We start from the raw sequence: 17,869 nt of genomic DNA, 5'->3' as shown, positions 1-17,869 counted from the left end.
TTCACTTTACCGTAATGGAAGTTTTTATCCGCTCAAATGACTTCTCTCCAAAGCCTGATACATTCATCAAATCTTCAGCAGTCTGAAACCGTCCTTTTTCTTCTCGGTAAGCGATAATCGCTTCCGCTTTTTTCTGCCCCACCCCGGAAATCGCCTGAAGTTCGTCCAGAGATGCCGTATTGATATTGACAGCTGCATTCTCCTTTTCACCCGCCGCTGTTTTCGGGCGATTCTCCTCTTCGCCTTCACTCGGAATATAAACAATCGTCCCGTCCTGCAGCTGCTCTGCTAAATTAACATTCAATTCATCCGCCTTTTTCTTCAGGCCGCCGGCTTTTTCAATGGCTTGCGTCACTCTGTCTCCCGCTTTCATTTCATACACGCCGGGATTTCGGACCGCGCCTTTCACATCAATCATAATCTTGTCGTCTGCGGTGTCTTTTTTGTCCGCGACGGATGCTGAGGCTGTTTGGCCGAGCACGGACTGCTGTTTGACCGGCTCTTCCTTTTCAGAACGAAACAGCCAAATACAGATAAAAACCGCCCCTGCCGCAAGACAAGCGCCCAGAATTTTCAGGTTCCGCCGCAGCCGCTCCGTCATCATCGCTTTCGTCATATTGCATTGCCTCCCCGCATAAGGTTTAGAGGATTAAGGGAAAAAGGAGGGGAATTCATTGAAAATAGGCTTTATCGGCACCGGAAACATGGGAACGATCCTGATTGAATCGTTTATCGAATCAAACGCTGCCGATCCCTCACATATCACCATCACAAACAGAACAATCGAAAAAGCATTAAAACTAAAAGAACGTTTCAGCGGCATCCATGTCACCGAGGATCAGGAAAAGCTCGTACAGGATAATGAAATAATATTCATTTGTGTAAAACCGCTGGATATATATCCTTTGCTGAAAAAACTCACACCGCATTTACGGAAAGATCACATTTTAATCTCCATTACCAGCCCCGTTCAGACGGATCAGATTGAACATACGGTTCCGTGTCAGACGGCCCGCGTCATTCCGAGCATTACGAACCGCGCCTTGGCCGGCGTCTCGCTTGTTACGTTCGGCAAAAGCTGCAGCGAGTCGGCAAAAGCGGATATTCAAACGCTGTTCACTCATATTTCAAAACCCGTAGAAATCAGCAGCGGCATTACAAGAGCGGCGTCAGACATTGTCAGCTGCGGGCCCGCTTTTATGAGTTATCTCGTTCAGCGCTTTATTGACGCGGCAGTGGACGAAACGGACATCACCAAAGAAGAAGCCGTGATAATGTCGACGGAAATGCTTGTCGGTCTCGGAAAGCTTCTGGAAACAGGGCATTACACGCTTCCCGCCTTGCAGGAAAAAGTATGCGTAAAAGGCGGCGTAACCGGAGAAGGACTGAAGGCTCTCGAAAGCGGTGTTCAGGATATGTTCAACCGTGTCTTTCAGCGTACACATGACAAATACGATGAAGATATATCGTTAGTGAAGAAGCAATTTCACGTGTAACTGAGTATGCCATAAAGTGCTTTATCGCGCCAATCGCCAAAAATGCATTTTAAAAACCATCGTTCCGTTTAAACGATGGTTTTTGGTTTGCCTGCCGTTAAGAAAAGACGTTCAGACTCTGTTGAAGGAGGCCGGTCTGTAAAGTCAGCCGTCACCTTCTTCAGTTCAAATCCGGTCTCTGCAAGCATTTGTTCATATTCTTCAATGTAAAATGTTTTTTGCTCATGCGTCTCGTCATAACGGTCATAAGATTGTCCGTTCCATACGAAAAAAGACATATCATGGATGACAGAAAGCTCTTCATCGCCGGCAAAGCTTTGCCAGATATAGCTGATCTGCTCATCCTGATCCGCATGGGTGCTGTCCGGAAAAAGCTCCGTCATTTTAAATGGGGAATGGACGTCAAACAGAAGCAGGCCGCCCTCCTTCAAAACTTGAAAAACACTTTTGAAGGTGCTTAAGACATCATTTTTCGTTTTTAAGTAATTTAGGGAATCACAGCAGATGACAACGGCATCAAACTGTTCTTCAAAACCGGAAAGCTCTCTCATATCCTGCTGGAGAAAAAGAATCGGCTTTCCCGTTTTTTTCTGCTGGGCACAGCTCAGCATATCTTCACTCAAATCAATCCCCGTGACTTCGCAGCCTTTTTCAGCAAGCCTGATGGATATTTCTCCGGTTCCGCAGGCAAGATCAAGCACCCTTCCCTTTTCCGGAAGAGACGCTTCGATCCAGCCCGCCCATTCATCATACGGCGCATGTGACATTAACTCGTCATATACGCCGGCGAAGCCTTGGTAAATCATGAGTTCAAGCCGAGTTCAAGCTCTGCGAGCGGCGCGTCGCCCCATAGCTTTTCAAGATTGTAGTAGCTTCTTTCATCTTTATGGAAAACGTGGACAATGACGTCGCCGAGATCAACTAAAATCCAGCGGGCCTCATCAAACCCTTCCATCTTTTTGACATCAATGCCGTTTTCTTCTGCCTGATCTTTAATTTCACGCGCAATTGCCTGAACCTGCTTATCAGAATTCCCGTGGCAGATTAAAAAGTAATCCGCTATAAGTGAGATTCCTTCCATGTCCAGCGCTAAAATATCTTCTGCACGTTTATCGTCGCATGCTTTTGCCGCGATTTTTAATACGGAAGCTTGATTCATTCTTCAAATTCCTCCTGTCAATTTTGAGACACCAGCCAGTTATAGGTTGCAAACGTCTCCGGAAAGACCGGCTGGTTTTTTTTCATCAGAAATATCATTGTATTTTTCATTGCTTGTATGAGCGCATCGTTCAGATCTGTTTCCGCCAGACGGCGCACCTCTTCCACTCCGGGAAAATGGCGGCCGGGTTCAATGTAATCCGCAACGTAAATGACTTTGTCTAAAAGGGTCATTCCGGGACGCCCTGACGTGTGATAGCGGATTGCATCCAAGATCTCAGGATCAGTGATCCCCGCTTCTTTCTCAGCCAGATACGCTCCCACAGGGGCATGCCACAGCTCGGCATTGTAATCCAAGAGCTCAGCCGGCATTTTTTCCCGCACGATGATCTGCTTCATTTCTTCTTTCGGCCGGAATTTCGCATAATCATGAAAAATAGCCGCCATTTCCGCTTTTTTCGGGTCTGCTCCGAACCGGCCTGCGAGAATAACCGCCGTATCTGTCACGCCGATTGTGTGGATGTAGCGATGCTCGGTCAGCTGCTCTTTGACGCAGGCAAGTGCTTCCTCACGATTCATATAAATCATTCTCCTCTATATACTGCCTCACTTTATCCGGCATTAAGTATTGCGTCGGCTTTTTTGCTTTGAGACGTTCTCTCAGCATCGTTGACGAAACGTCAAATTCCGGAACGTCGGCAAAAAGCAGCGGGTACGGTGTCTCAATATGATACCCCGGGCGCCGCACTCCGATAAATTGAATGAGCGTGAGCAGTTCGTCCAGTTTGTACCATTTCGGCAGATATTCAATCATATCCGCCCCGATAATAAAGAAAAGCTTGTCGTTCGGGTGCCGCTCCTTCAGTAAACGGACGGTATCATAGGTATAAGAAGGGCCTTTCCGGTCCATTTCCGCAAGCTCAAGCTTAAAGCCGGAATTAGAGCTGATGGCAAGCTTCAGCATCTCCACCCGGTGCCGGCTGTCTGTAAAGTCTTCATTCTGCTTATGCGGAGGGATTTTATTGGGCATAAACCAAATCTCATCGAGCTCCGCCTGATGAAGGACTTCATTAGCCATCAGAAGATGTCCGTTGTGCGGAGGGTCAAATGTGCCCCCGAATATTCCGATTTTCTTCATGTCAACCACCTTACGGAAGCTCGATTTGTTTATTTTCCTTTGATTCCTTATACAGTACGATCGTATTTCCGATCGTCTGCACCAATTGTGAGCGGGTGCCTTTCACAAGGGCTTCTGCGACATCATTTTTATCGTCTTCGCAGTTTTGAAGCACGCTGACTTTAATCAGCTCTCTTGCTTCTAAAGCCTCGGCAATCTGTTTCACCATGTTTTCGTTGACTCCGCCTTTTCCCACTTGAAAAATAGGCGTTAAGTGATGCGCTTTTGAACGCAAAAACCGTTTTTGTTTTCCTGTTAACATTGTGTTCCTCCTAGTTTTCCTTCAACAATTGCTCTCATTAAGCCGCTGTCAGGCTCTTGTCCCGTCCACAGCTTGAAAGACAGTGCAGCCTGTTCCACAAACATGCCGACACCGTCAAGGGTTGTTAAACCTCTTTTTTCAGCTTCTTTTAAGAACGCCGTTTGAATCGGGTTGTATACGATATCACAAACGATGGCGCCCGTTTTGGCCCGTTCCAATGAGAGCGGCACGGCATCCGTTTTCGGATACATGCCGACAGATGTTGTATGAATAATGACGTCATATTGTTCAAGCTGATTTTCAGCTTCTTTTAAAGTAAGGGCGCGTTTCTGCTGAAAAGAGGGAGCAGCCGCAATCAGACTTTCTGCTTTTTCCGGCGTGCGGTTGCAAACGTCAAATTGTTTCGGCTCTCTGCGGACGATCGTCGTAAAAATCGCTCTTGCCGCTCCTCCCGCCCCAATCATGAGGATGGAGAGCTCTGATATCGGTTTGTCCAATACTTTGACTAAGGATTTATAAAACCCATCTCCGTCAGTATTATACCCGATGAGCCTGTCTCCCTCTCTTTTGACGGTATTTACGGCCCCGAGTACTTTCGCGCTTTCATGTATTTCATCCAGATGCTCCATGATCGCGACTTTATGCGGGACTGTGACGTTCACTCCGCAGATGCCAAGCGCCTTGATTCCGTTAACGGCGTCCTTGAGATGATGAGGTTCCACCTGAAACGCAAAATACTGCCCGTTGATGTTCTTATCTTGCAAAGCCGCGTTATGAATATCGGGTGACATTGAATGCCCGATCGGATTTCCGATTACTCCGTACAATTGTTTCATGCTCCCTCTCCCCTTCTCTCTATATTAATGAACGGCGGACAAATACGTGTACGCCTTTCGGAGCGTATGCCGTTATTTTTTTATCTGCTTGCTGCACCGTGACCCAGCCGAGACCGGAAAAAACGATATCCGTCTTTCCTTCTTTAATCGTAAACGTGTGGGGCGTAAGCTCCGGAAATTCATCCAAATGATCTTTTCCGGGCGGGGTAAGCAGTTCTCCCGCATGCTTTTCGTATAAGGCATCAGCATTTTCAAGCTTTGTTCTGTGAATCATCAATTCATTCGGCATATAGCAGACAAACGCCGTTTTATCGCCTGATACATAGTCAAACCGGGCAAGCCCGCCGAAATAAAGCGTTTGTTTTTCATTCAGCTGAAAAGTGCGCGGCTTCAGTTCTTTTTTCGGTGTCAGCACCTTTAAGTCACGCTTGTCCACGTAATGCGCCATCTGGTGATGGTTAATGATTCCCGGCGTATCATAAAGCGCAGATCCGTCATCGAGCGGGATTTCAATCGCGTCAAGCGTCGTGCCCGGAAATTGAGAGGTGGTAATAATATTCTCTTCCCCTGAGACCTCTTTAATAATCCGGTTGATAAATGTGGATTTGCCGACATTGGTACAGCCCACCACATACACATCGCGCCCTTCGCGGTAATGTTCAATGGCGTCAATGACTTCCTTCATCCCTTGTCCGCGGGAAGCGCTGATTAAAAAGACATCAAGGGGTTTTAAGCCGTATTCTTTCGCTTCGCGTTTCATCCATTGAACGAGCCGTTCCCGTTTTACGGATTTCGGCAGGATATCGGCCTTATTACCGACAAGAATGATCGGATTACCGCCGACAAAGCGGTTCAGCCCGTTTATCCAGCTTCCGTTAAAATCAAAAATATCAACGACTTTGACAATAAGAGAGTCAGTATCGCCGATTGTGTGCAAGATATTTAAAAAGTCATCATCCGTTAATGAAACATCTTGAATTTCATTGTAATTTTTCAGTCTGAAGCAGCGCTGGCAGATGACATTCTCTTTCGTGAGCGATGCCTTTGGCGCGTATCCGAGACCTTGTTTATCCTCGGTCTGGATCGTTACTCCGCAGCCGATGCAAACAACCTTTTCCATTTCTAATCCTCCCACTGAATATGGCCTTTACGTTTCAAAGAACTCAATATTCTCCGTTCAATCCGGCGGTTAAAGCGCGTCATGACTCCGTCAGAGGAAGCGACAGGCACGACGAGGATCGTATGATACCCGTTTCTGTTTCCGCCGAGAACATCAGTAAGCAGCTGATCGCCGATGACCACACAGTCTTCTTTTTTCAGATCCATGCTGCTGACGGCTCTTTTAAAGGCGCGTCCCATCGGTTTTCTTGCCTTATAAATAAACGGTATGCCAAGCGGCTCCGAGAATAATTTCACTCTTCGTTCATTATTATTGGAGACGATCGTGACTTTAATGCCGTGCTCCTTCATTTCTTCAAACCACTCGATTAATCGAGGTGTCGCACTCGGTCTGTCCCACTCCACAAGCGTGTTGTCAAGGTCTGTAATAATCCCTTTCACATTGCGTTCTTTGAGCTTTTCCGGTGTGATATGAAATATATTTTTCACAAATTCGTCAGGTAAAAAAAACTTTTTTAACAAAACCCGCACCCTTCCTTTTCTTTCTACCATCTATATGTCGAAACCTGTCAGATTTAAAAACAAAGTCGGACTCAGTAAAAAAATTTCGACAAAAATTGGGTTTCTTCACCAGTTGTGGATAAAATTACACACATTATCCACTCTTATTACATCCGGATTTATCCAGATTATAAACAAGATACTAACAGGTTATCCACTTACGAGTGTGGATAACAGAACGATTGTTCTTATTTGTATTTCATGGTAGATTAAAGATAACCTCACCATGATTGAAACGCAACCTTCCATCATATGCTTGCGTCTGATGATTGATTACAATTGTAAGGAGGTGCCACTCCCATTAATTGGGTCCCCGGCATGAGAAAGCTTTCTGATGAATTACTAATAGAATCTTATTTCAAAGCCAATGAAATGAATTTGAGCCGTGAATTTATCGAGTTAATTGAAAACGAAATTAAAAGAAGATCGCTCGGACACATTATTTCCGTTTCTTCTTAAACAGAAAAAAGTTCCCGGGCGAATTTCCTTTTTTTACTCAGATGACTGATATTATATCACTTCGGTTATGCGCATTACTACCACTTTCAACAAAAAACACCCCTAAAATAGAGGTGTTTAAGAGGACAGCTGCTATATATTGAACCAATACAGACCGCCCAGGACGAGAATGACGACGAGCAGCACAACAAAAAATGCGTACCAGTACCCCGCATTCACCCGAGGAGGCGGGCATACAGGATATTGCGGAGGGAAACCGCGGTTCATAGCAATCGCCTCCAAAAAGATGTTTTTTCTACAGCCTATGAAGCAGAAGCAAAACGGTTTAGGCAGCTGACGGCGTCAGCGTTCCAAAACCCGCCCATTTTTTATGCCTTCAATTAAGATTCTGGCGCCTTTTGGCGTCATATGATTTCCGGAGGGATCTATCAGTCCGGATTGAATCAGCGCCCGGTCTGTATCTTTGCCGCCGTCCGCGCGTATAAAGTGTTTCCAGTTATCCACCAGCGGCACTTTCAACTCAGCTGCAACCTGCCTCGTAACGCCGTTATAGGAATTATGCCATTTTCTCGCGCCGCCTTTTTCTTTAAAGGCTGAGGCTTTATATCTCGAATAGTAATAGAGATGATGCGTTCCGTTTCCTTCTATAACCGGGATGCACGTCATTAAAATCGGCTTTATGCCGTGATTTCTGCTTTCGTTTATGAAATAAGTCAGGTTTTCTTTAAACCGTTTCTTTGATACCCGCGGCTGATCGCCCGTCAAAATGCCCGCATCATTTGTTCCGAACATGATAAATAAATATTGGGGCTTACGGTCCAGCACGTCGCTTTGAAAACGCAGGCGCGCATCCTCAGTCGTCTGGCCGCCTATTCCCGCATTTATAACCGTAAGACGGCCGCGTTCCGCTGTTTTTAAAATGTTTACCCACTGCTGCGCCTTCGGATAATCACGATAATCCCAGTTGGAACCGCGCGTATTGCTGTCGCCGAACGCGACAACACTTTTTTCTTTGCCCGCGGCGCATCCTGATAACAGACAGATTATCGTAATAAAAAGAACAGCAAACTTCATTTTCTCTCCCCCCAAACCTTACCTCCTATGGTACACATCTCTTTGGCGGCTTTCAACGCGGCGCTCTCTTTACTGGATATGAAAAGGACCGGAATCCTGTCCGATCAAATCCGAAACCTTAACAAACGTGTAGCCCTGCTTTTTCAGCTTTGGAATGATTTCTTTCAAAGCCTCAACCGTCTGGCGCCGGTTTCCTCCGCCGTCATGCAGAAGAACGATATCTCCATCTCTGGCATGTGAAACAACGTGCCTGACGATTTTTCCTTTCCCTGGCCTTTTCCAGTCCCTCGGATCTTGGTTCCATGACCACATGATGATATGATAGCCCTCTTTTAAGATGCTTTTGAAAGCCGTATGATTCAGCGACCCTCCCGGCGGGCGGAATAACTTGTCCCCTTCCGGCTGTAGCGATGTGATATGATGCGCTGAGCTGTGAAGCTCTTGTAAAATGTCTTTGCGTTTCAGTCGGTGAAAATAAACATGGTTCATCGTATGGTTGCCGATTTCATGCCCTTCTTCAACGATGCGTTTTGCCGTTATGGGGTATTTGTCTATACGGCTCCCGACACAAAAAAAGGTTGCTTTAACATTGTGCTGTTTCAGCACGTCTAACACAGCCTCCGTATAGACAGGATGGGGGCCGTCATCGAAGGTTAAAGATAGTTTCTTTTTTTCAGACCTTTTATCCCAGTACACGTTTCCCGTTTTCTCCATGTCACTTCTTTTTAAAGATTTCGCATCGGCGGACACGGCAGTGAGACTCGTGAGGACGCATATCATGATGATCAGATGAAAGCATCTCAACGTTTACACCTCCAGTAAACACTACTGTTAACGTGTCCCCTTTTATAAAAAATCATTCTCTGCATCAAATGATGCACATCACCCGCTTGTTTTTGTCCAAATCCGGGTGCAGCCGTTTCTCATCAAACGGCAAATGCTGATAAATCAAATACGCTTATCGGACAGCTTATTTTAATAGAAGGAGATAGATTTGTGCTGTATACTAATTGAAAAGAGGTGAACGTGCAGATGATAAAAAAGGGATTCAGTCTTGCCGTCATCATTGCTGTCGTGATGATCGGCTTTTTGCAAAAAGACGTCTGGCTCAGCATGATTCGCGCGGGCGGCATGTACGCCGTGCTTATGAGTATCCTTCTGGTCGCAGCTGACGTATTTTTTCCGATTGTTCCATTCGCCATTATCGCGGCCTTAAACGGAGCGGTTTTCGGGATTGTAAACGGGGTGTGGATTACATTGTCAGGCGCGATGCTCGGAACAATGGCGTTGTTTTTTCTCGTTCGGTACGGATTCAGAGACTGGGCCAGAAAAAAGCTGCTGGCTTACCCGGCAGCGGCCCAATATGAAGATTCATTTCATCAGCACGCGTTTACGGCGGTGCTTTTCGGGCGGCTGATTCCGATTATACCGTCGCTTGCCATGAATACCGTCTGCGGGCTGAGTAATATCCGATGGCCGATCTTTTTTTCTGCGTCGGTGCTCGGCAAAATTCCGAACATTGTGATCGTGACCGTCGCAGGCGCTTCATTTACAAGCAACAAACTGCTGTCTTTCGGGATTTACGGAATGTATATGCTCGTCTTAATGGCGGTCATTTATAAGAAGTTTCCCGGCCTTTTAAAAACAACGAAAAAATGAAGCGCGTACCGCCCCCTATTCCGGCGGTACGGCTCCTCTCATTCTGAACCGACCACTACCATATTTTTCTTTCTGTAAAATGACAGAGCCGCTTCATTGCCCGGCGAAACTCTCAGGTGATATTCCGAAACACCGTTCGCTCTGAAAAACTGATTCGCGTATTGATGCGGTTTCGTTCCGCACCCCCTTCCCCTCTGCTTCTCAGTCATATAGTAAAGGTGCACATAACCGATTTTTTGGCTGCGGTAAAATTTGATGGAAGCTTCTAGCTGTCCGATCGGCTGTCCGTTATGAAAAAGCAGCATAAAACCGTCGGGAAAGCATTTGATTTGGGATGACAGCCACCTGAGATATTCATCCCTATTAAAATGATCCGCCGTGCCAAAGCTGACGAAAAACGAATCCTCACCAAACGAAACGGCCGTCTCTTTATGTTTGTTTAAATTGATCCGCTTGAAATACATCAGGAGTCCTCCTTCTTGCGGCCGCAAATAAGAACGAGCATAAAACGGCTGCCAACGCCAGCATAACAGCAGCGCCTGCGATGACGATGCCGCGGACGGAAGAACTGACAGAAGCCGCTCCGAAAACCGCCGTTACTACTATAATGAAGACGGCTTCGACTAATGAATAAAAGCTCCCCACTCTCCCCATGATGTCCACCGGAACATTCTTTTGATAAAACGTCAGAAAGCCTGTATTGGCAAACGCCAGAAAAAAAGCGAGAAGGAAAAATCCGAAAGCAGCCGTCCAAAAAACGTCAGAAAACGCATAAATCATATATCCGGCCGCTGTGAATAAAGAGCCCATTCCCATCAATAAAGAAGCCGGCATTTTTTTATTAAAGAACACATTGACAAGCGCTCCCGCAATAATGCCTGCCCCTGAGACACTGACGAGAAAACCATAATCGGCATCAGTCAGCTGAAGAACTTCTTTTGCAAAAGCGGCTTCAAGCGAATCAAGCGCGGATGGCATAACGGTCATGACCAGACTGAATAAAAAATAAATGATCATGACGTTTCGCGCCGTTCGGCTGAAGCGATAGACGAGCTTCCAATCTTCTTTGCACACTGCCAAAGAAAGCTTCTGTCTGGGAGAATGTACGTGAGGCTCATTTTCAAGGTTCGGCAGCATCATCGTGATGAAACCGGACAGCACTAAAGCCCCCGCATTCACCCAAATCGCAAAAATCGGCGTGCCGGCGATAAAAAGCAGCCCGGCCGCAGCCGGCCCGAGGAGAAAAGCCCCTGATTCCGACAAAGCCCTTAGTGAATTGAATCGTTTTCTCCTTTCAGCCGGAATAAGCATCGTCACATACGCCATGGAACACGGACGAAACATCGCATTGGCCATATGAATCAAAAACACGATACAATAAACGGAAAATAAAGACCGTGCAGTAACCATCAGCGGCAGAACGGCAATGAATGCAGCCCGGGTGAAATCAAGCGACATCATCATATTCCGTTTGTTACACCGGTCGATGATGCTGCCCGCCCAGCCATTTGTCATCAAAACAGCCGCAGGCCTGATTAAATAAAGGATGGAAACCGCAAAAGCAGACCCCGTTTCTTTTAAGACAATAAGATTAAGAGACAAAAAATAGATCCATTCACCAATATTTGCTATCCCGATTCCGGTTAACAGAAGCAACGGGTACCGCCAAGACTTCAGGTTTTTCATCTTATCCCTCCCTTAGAAATAAAAAACGCCCTCAAGACAATAAAGTCTTGAGGACGGGAAACAGCCCGCTATGCCACCTCAATTCGGTTTGGTGCCGGCCTTGCCGGGTACAAAGCTTACTCGGTAACAGGAGTATCCGCCGCATCATCGTCGGGTTGCATGATTCCGATGCGAAGCTAAGAGGTTTGTTTCAACACATCCATTCATACTCCTTCACAGCTCCCGGAGCTCTCTGTCATGAATGATATCTGTCTACTCGTCTCTTCAGCGCTTTTCGGTTATATTGTTTTCACCCTTACTTTTTTAAAAAATATACAGGCTCAATCATCAAAAATCAAGAGGCTGTAAGAAATAAAACCCGATTTTGATTAATTTCCCTGTACAGACACAAACAGCCCTACCTCCACATACAGTTACATATAGGCGATTGCCTACATAACTTTGTGGAGGTGAGGACGGTGACAGGTGTTTTTGCAGCGCTCGGGTTTATTGTGAAAGAACTTGTGTTCTTAGTATCATACGTGAAAAATAATGCCTTTCCACAACCGCTCTCAAATAATGAGGAGAAAAAATACTTAGACCTTATGGCTGAAGGAGATGAACACGCCCGCAACATGCTGATCGAACATAATCTCCGTTTAGTCGCCCATATTGTGAAAAAATTCGAAAACACGGGAGAGGACGCGGAAGATCTGATCTCCATCGGTACAATCGGGCTGATTAAAGGAATTGAAAGCTACTCAGCCGGAAAAGGCACGAAGCTTGCCACATATGCCGCACGATGTATTGAGAATGAGATTTTAATGCATCTGCGCGCATTGAAAAAAACGAAAAAAGACGTCTCCCTTCATGATCCGATCGGCCAGGATAAAGAAGGGAATGAAATAAGCCTGATCGATGTCCTCAAGTCGGAAAGCGAAGATGTGATCGACACCATTCAGCTCAACATGGAACTTGAAAAGGTCAAAAAATATATCGATATTTTAGACGACCGCGAAAAAGAAGTCATCGTCGGCCGCTTCGGGCTTGATTTAAAAAAAGAAAAAACGCAGCGCGAGATCGCAAAGGAGCTCGGCATTTCAAGGAGTTATGTGTCGCGGATTGAAAAACGCGCATTGATGAAGATGTTTCATGAGTTTTATCGGGCGGAGAAGGAGAAGCGGAAGAAGAAGGGAAAGTGAGCGAAAAGCCGGATCTGACATCCCGGCTTTTTCTGCATTTTAGGACATTGCTCTTCAAGTATAACTTCAGGATTTAAAAATAAAACATAACAAATGAATAGAATTGGTACAATCGTTAACCTTTTTAATAATTTTTTATTGATATTTAACCCCTTCAACATAGCCCTCTCTTTTTAACAATCCATTTCATTTGGGCTACACCCCCATCATTGAATGTATTTCCTATGAAAAATGATTTTGAACCTCATAGGAACCCTTACATGACAGGGTTTTTGTTGTTTTTTCATTGTTTATCAAGACCTAAAGCAAAAGAACTTGCTAATTCTCAAATACATCCACCAAATTTTCAATGTTAGTTTGTTTTTCATACATACTAATAATAAAAATAAAACCTAGTTGAAACTTTACAAGACAAGCTGAATGGACTATAGTCTAATTAGACTAAAATATTGATGTAAAGAAGTGAAAAATTAGATGATAAAGTCTTTTTTAATGTTGGGGCAGTCGAATATGGCGGGCCGTGGATTTTTGAATGAAGTAGACCCTATCTATAATGAAAAAATTAAAATGCTGCGCAATGGACAGTGGCAGATGATGACAGAGCCGATTAATTACGACCGTCCGGTTTCAGGCGTTGGCCTGGCCGCATCTTTTGCAGATGCATGGTCGAAAGCTCATCCCGATGAAGAAATTGGCTTGATCCCGTGTGCGGAAGGCGGCAGTTCATTGAATGACTGGCATCCGGAAGGCATCCTTTTTCAGCATGCTTTGTCCGAAGCCCGCTTCGCCCTCCGATCCAGTCAAATTTGTGGAATCCTTTGGCATCAAGGTGAGAGTGACAGTTATCGTTCGCTGCATGAAACTTATTACGAGAAATTAACTCTTATCATCGAGACGCTAAGAAACGAGTTGGAATTAGATGAGCTACCGTTGATTATTGGAGGGCTTGGTGACTTTCTTGGGAAGACTGGTTTTGGACAGCACGCGACTGAATTTCGACAGGTTAATGAACAATTGCTGCGTTTTGCTAATGAACAACAGAATTGTTATTTTGTTACTGCGGCAGGTTTGACTGCGAATCCTGATGGCATTCATTTAGACGCAGCTTCACAACGCAAATTCGGTTATCGCTATTTCGAGGCTTTTTCGAAAAAGCACCATATCCTGAAACCCATTTCGGGAGAGGAGCAATCACTGAAAGTGAATGGTGACTATTCTAAAACAGAACAGATTTACCTTCATAGTATGGATTTGGCTTCGGGTAAAATCACGTACGCGGAATTTGAGGCGCGGATGGCGAAGGTGATGAAACCATGATTCCCTTACTTATCCTTGGCTTGCTCATCCAAAACCCCGGAGCTCACGGCTATGAACTTCTGGCCTTAATGGAAAAACGTCATTACAAGTACATCGTTAACTTCACGAAAGGTTCATTTTATTACAATCTGCAGCAACTTGAAGAAAAGTGTTTGATTGAACAGATTCAGCAGAAACCCTCAACCAGCGGGCGTGAAATCCGTAACTTTAACGTCACAGAATCGGGAAGGGCAGAATTCGAGAAATTAATGATCAAATACGGCACTAAATCGGAATATGTGAACCTGCAATTTTATGGGGCGTTACTCTTTGCCGATGAATTCGACAAAAATAAATTACTGGATCTGATCCAATCACAAATCGATCAGACTAAAACTCGAATCGAGCTCCTTGACGAATACCTGTCCATCACTCAAGAAATTCCCGGCACAATCAATTACTTTCGCCGCATGAATGAAAATTCCCGTTCACATCACTTGGTTAATTTAGAGTGGTTCGAAAAATTGAAAGCAGAAATAGAGTGAACTATTGCATAATAAAAAATGCAATGTTACATATATAGGAATATTAGTTACCTGCATATAAAACCTGTGTCGCAGATATCGAGTAACACCATTGATACAGGTTTTATACCCCTTCTTTTAATTAAACCAGTAATGGGGTTGTCAACACTTGCCCCGAACAAGAGCAAGTGAATCTGCTGCGTGTTCTTCTTTTTCAATCCGTATGAATAACCACTTTTTACACCTATTTAGTATTCAAGTAAGTCAACTGATTTTTCTCCATCTTCCGCTAAACTGCTGCTTTCGTCGAATAAGAAAAAGTGATCTCCCTTAAGGAAGAATCACTTCCTCTAATTGAACAAGCAGTGAAGGTGAACACCGTTCTCGACATTTTATCTACCTCTGCGTAAGCAACTTTCAATTGATTGATAGTAAACCCCTCCAACAAGAAAACTCCGTCTTTTTCTGTTTTCTTTTCAATATAAAACAATGATAACTTCTTTCATCTTATGAAACCCAAGCAGTTATTAGGTGGTTTTCTTTATCTGTACAAATACAGGTGAATCACTTAATTTATTACATATAAGTTATCCTGCAAAACTGTGCACGAAATGTCGGGCAGATACATTTCGCTCCTGTTATTCTTTTGTTAAAGGAGGTCAAATAAATGGATTCGCTTAAAAGGATGAATAGCGCATTAACGTATATTGAAGAAAACCTCACGAACGATATTGATTTCAAAGAAGCAGCAAGGCTTGCTTTCTGCTCTGAATATCATTTTAAAAGGATGTTTTCCTTCCTTACAGGTATTTCATTATCGGAATATATTCGTCGACGACGTCTTACTCTTGCAGCTTTTGAACTTAAAGACAGCAGCGTAAAGGTGATTGATCTTGCAATAAAATACGGTTATCACTCACCAGATTCTTTTGCACGAGCATTTCAAAATCTGCATGGCATAAGCCCATCAGCAGCTAAACATAATGGCCATTCACTTAAAGCTTATCCGCGAATGACCTTCCAGTTATCAATCAAAGGAGGAAATGAAATGAACTATCGCATTGAAGAAAAAAAGGCATTTCGCATCGTCGGCATTAAAAAAAGAGTCCCTATTTTATTCAAAGGCGTGAATCCTGACATTGCATCGATGTGGGAAAGTTTAGATGAAACAGCAATCAAACAACTAAAAGAGCTTTCTAATGTAGCGCCTGTAGGACTCATCAGTGCATCCACGAACTTTTCTGAAGGCCGGACAGAGGAAAACGGTGAGCTTGATCACTATATTGGCGCAGCCACAACGAAACATTGCCCAAATCACCTATCACAGCTTGAAGTCCCTGCCTCAACGTGGGCTGTATTCGAAGCAGCCGGATCATTTCCGGATGCACTGCAGGAAGTATGGGGGCGGATTTATTCTGAATGGTTTCCATCGTCACATTATGAACAAATTGAAGGCCCAGAAATCCTGTGGAATGAGCATAAAGATGTAACATCGCCATCTTTTAAAAGTGAAATTTGGATACCCATTTCAAAAAAGTAATATATCTTACAATGAAATTAGAGGAATTGAAGGTGTTAAGGAAGGGGTCTCATCCCTTCCTCTTTAAGTTACTAACCCGATCTGCAGCATTATTGATGCCATTAATCTACGAATTGAGTTTTTTAATGAGCAGAGCCGTTCTTACTGAAAATCTAAATTGAGGTGTCCTATTGCGTTTTGATGATCTGCTTCTCACCTCTTATTTTCCGCCTTAACGTCCGATCCTTTCTGCAATTGCTTCTGCAAAGTCGGACGTTGATGATTGACCGCTAAGATCTCCCATTTTGATTCCTGCCTTCACGGTTTCCCGAAGTGAGTTTTCTATTAATTCCGCTGCTTCTTTCAGCTTTTTATCACGATACTGTGTACTGAGCCATTCAAACAACATAGCAGTTGAAAGTATAATACCGATAGGATTCGCAATATTTTCCCTGCAATGTCAGGTGCCGAACCTTGAGCAGCCTGGGCCATTGCCTGCTTTCCCATTTGTATTAATTGACAGTGCAAGCCCCAAGCTGCCGACGAACTAAATGTACCGTCATTGCATCGATATGATAATCATCCACTTCAGGGTATTGTTCCGGCATTTCTCGGCACGTATTCAAAAAGAGTCCCGAGCCATGTAACCTTCTTACGGCGTTCCATCGCACTTTGAAAGGCTGCATGCGCAATACGTGTAATCGCCTTTTTAGTGAAAACTCCAGTCAATACAGCCACTTCCGGGGTTACCTGCCATTCCCCTAAACCGATATACATATTTCGGCCAGCGTAAAAGCCTTCCGTATTTTCACGGTAAATGACCAAATTAGCTTTCCCTGCAATACTTTTCATTCCAGGTATTGTCTTTGCCGGCGGCAATTGCTTTTCACTCAATGGTAACCAGCTTAAACGCTGGCTGGACAGGTTTCAGGGTGTATCTATTCATTGGAGTTCCGTTTCTTGCAACTTAACCAAAAACTTCCTCACGAAGAACAAATCACTTCTCTATTGTGGGATACTGCCGAAAATAAATCACTTCACAACAGAGAAACTGAAAGCGGTATAAAAAAACAGCTCCGTTAAAATGGCCGGAACCGTCTTTGACTTTTGGATTTTGCAGTTATCTCCATCCGTTAGTTTGAATTCAGATAATCCAAGACACGATCAACTCTTTCATTGACTGAGTAATCTCCTTCAATTTTTAACAATGGACAAGATAAATCTGCCATCCAATGTTCGTGTAAAGCTTTGCTTCTAACTTCCATTCCGGCATGATCATATAAAGAAGCCCACTCTAAAAATGTTTTTGATTGTTCATATTTACTGCCGCCGGCTAACACTTCGTTTCCATAACGCTGAAATTCCCTATGCCTTAATCTCTCGAGCCGTATATCCTGCGGAATCCATAAGAAGATGACAAGGTCAAAATAACTTTTTAAATCATCGCCCCAGCCGCACACTGCGCCAGAAAGAATCCATTTCTCATTTATTGTCAAGTCTTTTTCAAGCAACTTTCTTCTTTCAGGAATTTCTCTTTTTTTAGTGAATTTATCTGTCCAATAGTAATCATCAGTATCAAGATGCGTATGAGGCAAATGCTTTGATAATGCAACTCCCAATGTTGAAGTTCCGACTCCGGAGGCTCCCAGTATGTGAATCTTATTTTTCATAGATCCCTCTCCTTATGAAGCAACGAAACTCCCTGTCCGCTGCACAAGGTTCTTACTATTATTTTAACATAAATCCCCAAAAACCTTTACTTTGTCAGGGGAATCCAGATGCGTGTTAAAACCATACTGCTTACGAACTTCATGGTCATTTTCAAACAGAATGATTAACTTTCTCTCCGGCCTATTTTAATA

22 protein-coding genes and 1 pseudogene are annotated in these 17,869 nt (G+C 44.2%); 7 read left to right on the top strand and 16 right to left on the bottom strand.

What is annotated here, in order from left to right:
• Position 1 precedes the first annotated feature (1 nt).
• A complete protein-coding gene (locus BGM27_RS06670) occupies positions 2-616 on the bottom strand; it encodes a helix-hairpin-helix domain-containing protein (RefSeq protein WP_007408263.1) in 615 nt (204 codons plus the stop codon).
• 58 nt (positions 617-674) lie between these two features.
• On the opposite strand from BGM27_RS06670, the gene comER reads away from it, so the two are divergent.
• Positions 675-1,496: a late competence protein ComER gene (gene comER, locus BGM27_RS06665; RefSeq protein ID WP_007408262.1), complete on the top strand. Its 822-nt coding sequence runs from the start codon at positions 675-677 to the stop codon at positions 1,494-1,496.
• 68 nt (positions 1,497-1,564) lie between these two features.
• Here the strand turns inward: comER and BGM27_RS06660 are convergent, their stop codons facing one another.
• Genes BGM27_RS06660 through BGM27_RS06625 form a run of 8 tightly spaced genes read right to left on the bottom strand, consistent with a single transcriptional unit; the run spans position 1,565 to position 6,570 of the window.
• Entirely contained in the window at positions 1,565-2,302 is a 738-nt protein-coding gene (locus BGM27_RS06660; RefSeq protein ID WP_007408261.1) for a class I SAM-dependent DNA methyltransferase, read from the bottom strand.
• Positions 2,299-2,655: a ribosome silencing factor gene (gene rsfS / locus BGM27_RS06655; protein ID WP_007408260.1), complete on the bottom strand. Its 357-nt coding sequence runs from the start codon at positions 2,653-2,655 to the stop codon at positions 2,299-2,301. Before rsfS ends, BGM27_RS06660 begins: the two co-directional genes overlap by 4 nt.
• 17 nt (positions 2,656-2,672) lie before the next feature.
• A complete protein-coding gene (gene yqeK / locus BGM27_RS06650) occupies positions 2,673-3,233 on the bottom strand; it encodes a bis(5'-nucleosyl)-tetraphosphatase (symmetrical) YqeK (protein ID WP_007408259.1) in 561 nt (186 codons plus the stop codon).
• Positions 3,223-3,792 carry a nicotinate-nucleotide adenylyltransferase gene (locus BGM27_RS06645; RefSeq protein WP_007408258.1) on the bottom strand — a complete coding sequence of 190 codons (570 nt, stop codon included), beginning with the start codon at positions 3,790-3,792 and terminating at the stop codon, positions 3,223-3,225. Before BGM27_RS06645 ends, yqeK begins: the two co-directional genes overlap by 11 nt.
• A 10-nt stretch (positions 3,793-3,802) precedes the next feature.
• The gene (gene yhbY, locus BGM27_RS06640) at positions 3,803-4,093 is read right to left on the bottom strand and encodes a ribosome assembly RNA-binding protein YhbY (RefSeq protein ID WP_007408257.1); all 291 of its coding nucleotides are present in this window, start codon (positions 4,091-4,093) and stop codon (positions 3,803-3,805) included.
• Positions 4,087-4,929, bottom strand: a complete 843-nt coding sequence (gene aroE, locus BGM27_RS06635; RefSeq protein WP_007408256.1) for a shikimate dehydrogenase — start codon at positions 4,927-4,929, stop codon at positions 4,087-4,089. The genes yhbY and aroE overlap by 7 nt, the downstream gene beginning before the upstream one ends.
• A gap of 19 nt (positions 4,930-4,948) precedes the next feature.
• The gene (gene yqeH, locus BGM27_RS06630; RefSeq protein WP_007408255.1) at positions 4,949-6,049 is read right to left on the bottom strand and encodes a ribosome biogenesis GTPase YqeH; all 1,101 of its coding nucleotides are present in this window, start codon (positions 6,047-6,049) and stop codon (positions 4,949-4,951) included.
• Between the two features lie 2 nt (positions 6,050-6,051).
• On the bottom strand, positions 6,052-6,570 hold the full coding sequence (locus tag BGM27_RS06625) for a YqeG family HAD IIIA-type phosphatase (RefSeq protein WP_007408254.1): 519 nt from the start codon (positions 6,568-6,570) through the stop codon (positions 6,052-6,054).
• 357 nt (positions 6,571-6,927) lie between these two features.
• On the opposite strand from BGM27_RS06625, the gene sda reads away from it, so the two are divergent.
• On the top strand, positions 6,928-7,068 hold the full coding sequence (sda, locus tag BGM27_RS06620; RefSeq protein ID WP_003152850.1) for a sporulation histidine kinase inhibitor Sda: 141 nt from the start codon (positions 6,928-6,930) through the stop codon (positions 7,066-7,068).
• A gap of 132 nt (positions 7,069-7,200) precedes the next feature.
• On the opposite strand, the gene BGM27_RS20730 is transcribed toward sda, so the two are convergent.
• The 3 genes from BGM27_RS20730 to BGM27_RS06610 all read right to left on the bottom strand — a co-directional run bounded on the left by BGM27_RS20730 (position 7,201) and on the right by BGM27_RS06610 (position 8,946).
• Positions 7,201-7,335 carry a hypothetical protein gene (locus BGM27_RS20730; RefSeq protein ID WP_003152848.1) on the bottom strand — a complete coding sequence of 45 codons (135 nt, stop codon included), beginning with the start codon at positions 7,333-7,335 and terminating at the stop codon, positions 7,201-7,203.
• 75 nt (positions 7,336-7,410) lie between these two features.
• Complete coding sequence (locus BGM27_RS06615) at positions 7,411-8,142, bottom strand: SGNH/GDSL hydrolase family protein (RefSeq protein WP_007408253.1); 732 nt, start codon at positions 8,140-8,142, stop codon at positions 7,411-7,413.
• Between the two features lie 69 nt (positions 8,143-8,211).
• On the bottom strand, positions 8,212-8,946 hold the full coding sequence (locus BGM27_RS06610; RefSeq protein ID WP_007408252.1) for a polysaccharide deacetylase family protein: 735 nt from the start codon (positions 8,944-8,946) through the stop codon (positions 8,212-8,214).
• A 228-nt stretch (positions 8,947-9,174) separates the two neighbouring features.
• Between BGM27_RS06610 and BGM27_RS06605 the strand changes: the two genes are divergently transcribed.
• Positions 9,175-9,801, top strand: a complete 627-nt coding sequence (locus tag BGM27_RS06605) for a TVP38/TMEM64 family protein (RefSeq protein ID WP_007408251.1) — start codon at positions 9,175-9,177, stop codon at positions 9,799-9,801.
• Positions 9,802-9,839: 38 nt separating this feature from the next.
• Here the strand turns inward: BGM27_RS06605 and BGM27_RS06600 are convergent, their stop codons facing one another.
• Both BGM27_RS06600 and BGM27_RS06595 read right to left on the bottom strand, forming a co-directional pair.
• Complete coding sequence (locus BGM27_RS06600) at positions 9,840-10,265, bottom strand: GNAT family N-acetyltransferase (RefSeq protein WP_007408250.1); 426 nt, start codon at positions 10,263-10,265, stop codon at positions 9,840-9,842.
• Entirely contained in the window at positions 10,231-11,487 is a 1,257-nt protein-coding gene (locus tag BGM27_RS06595) for an MFS transporter (RefSeq protein WP_007408249.1), read from the bottom strand. Before BGM27_RS06595 ends, BGM27_RS06600 begins: the two co-directional genes overlap by 35 nt.
• A gap of 458 nt (positions 11,488-11,945) precedes the next feature.
• Here BGM27_RS06595 and sigK point away from each other — a divergent pair, with 458 nt between their 5' ends.
• From sigK to BGM27_RS06575, 4 genes are all read left to right on the top strand, one after another.
• Positions 11,946-12,668, top strand: a complete 723-nt coding sequence (sigK, locus tag BGM27_RS06590) for an RNA polymerase sporulation sigma factor SigK (protein WP_007408248.1) — start codon at positions 11,946-11,948, stop codon at positions 12,666-12,668.
• A gap of 474 nt (positions 12,669-13,142) precedes the next feature.
• Positions 13,143-13,985, top strand: a complete 843-nt coding sequence (locus BGM27_RS06585) for a sialate O-acetylesterase (protein WP_007408247.1) — start codon at positions 13,143-13,145, stop codon at positions 13,983-13,985.
• Positions 13,982-14,509: a PadR family transcriptional regulator gene (locus tag BGM27_RS06580; RefSeq protein ID WP_007408246.1), complete on the top strand. Its 528-nt coding sequence runs from the start codon at positions 13,982-13,984 to the stop codon at positions 14,507-14,509. The genes BGM27_RS06585 and BGM27_RS06580 overlap by 4 nt, the downstream gene beginning before the upstream one ends.
• 646 nt (positions 14,510-15,155) lie before the next feature.
• Entirely contained in the window at positions 15,156-16,028 is an 873-nt protein-coding gene (locus tag BGM27_RS06575; RefSeq protein ID WP_007408245.1) for an AraC family transcriptional regulator, read from the top strand.
• A 211-nt stretch (positions 16,029-16,239) separates the two neighbouring features.
• Here the strand turns inward: BGM27_RS06575 and BGM27_RS06570 are convergent.
• Positions 16,240-16,880, bottom strand: a pseudogene (locus BGM27_RS06570) (isocitrate/isopropylmalate family dehydrogenase); the annotation flags it as partial.
• 260 nt (positions 16,881-17,140) lie between these two features.
• Positions 17,141-17,677 (bottom strand): ATP-binding protein, encoded by a 537-nt coding sequence (locus BGM27_RS06565; RefSeq protein WP_007408244.1) that lies wholly within the window; start codon positions 17,675-17,677, stop codon positions 17,141-17,143.
• Positions 17,678-17,869 lie beyond the last annotated feature (192 nt).

Source organism: Bacillus sp. FJAT-27001 (genome assembly GCF_019039175.1).
Classification (GTDB): domain Bacteria; phylum Bacillota; class Bacilli; order Bacillales; family Bacillaceae; genus Bacillus; species Bacillus velezensis.
This window is presented reverse-complemented; position numbering and strand designations above follow the sequence as displayed.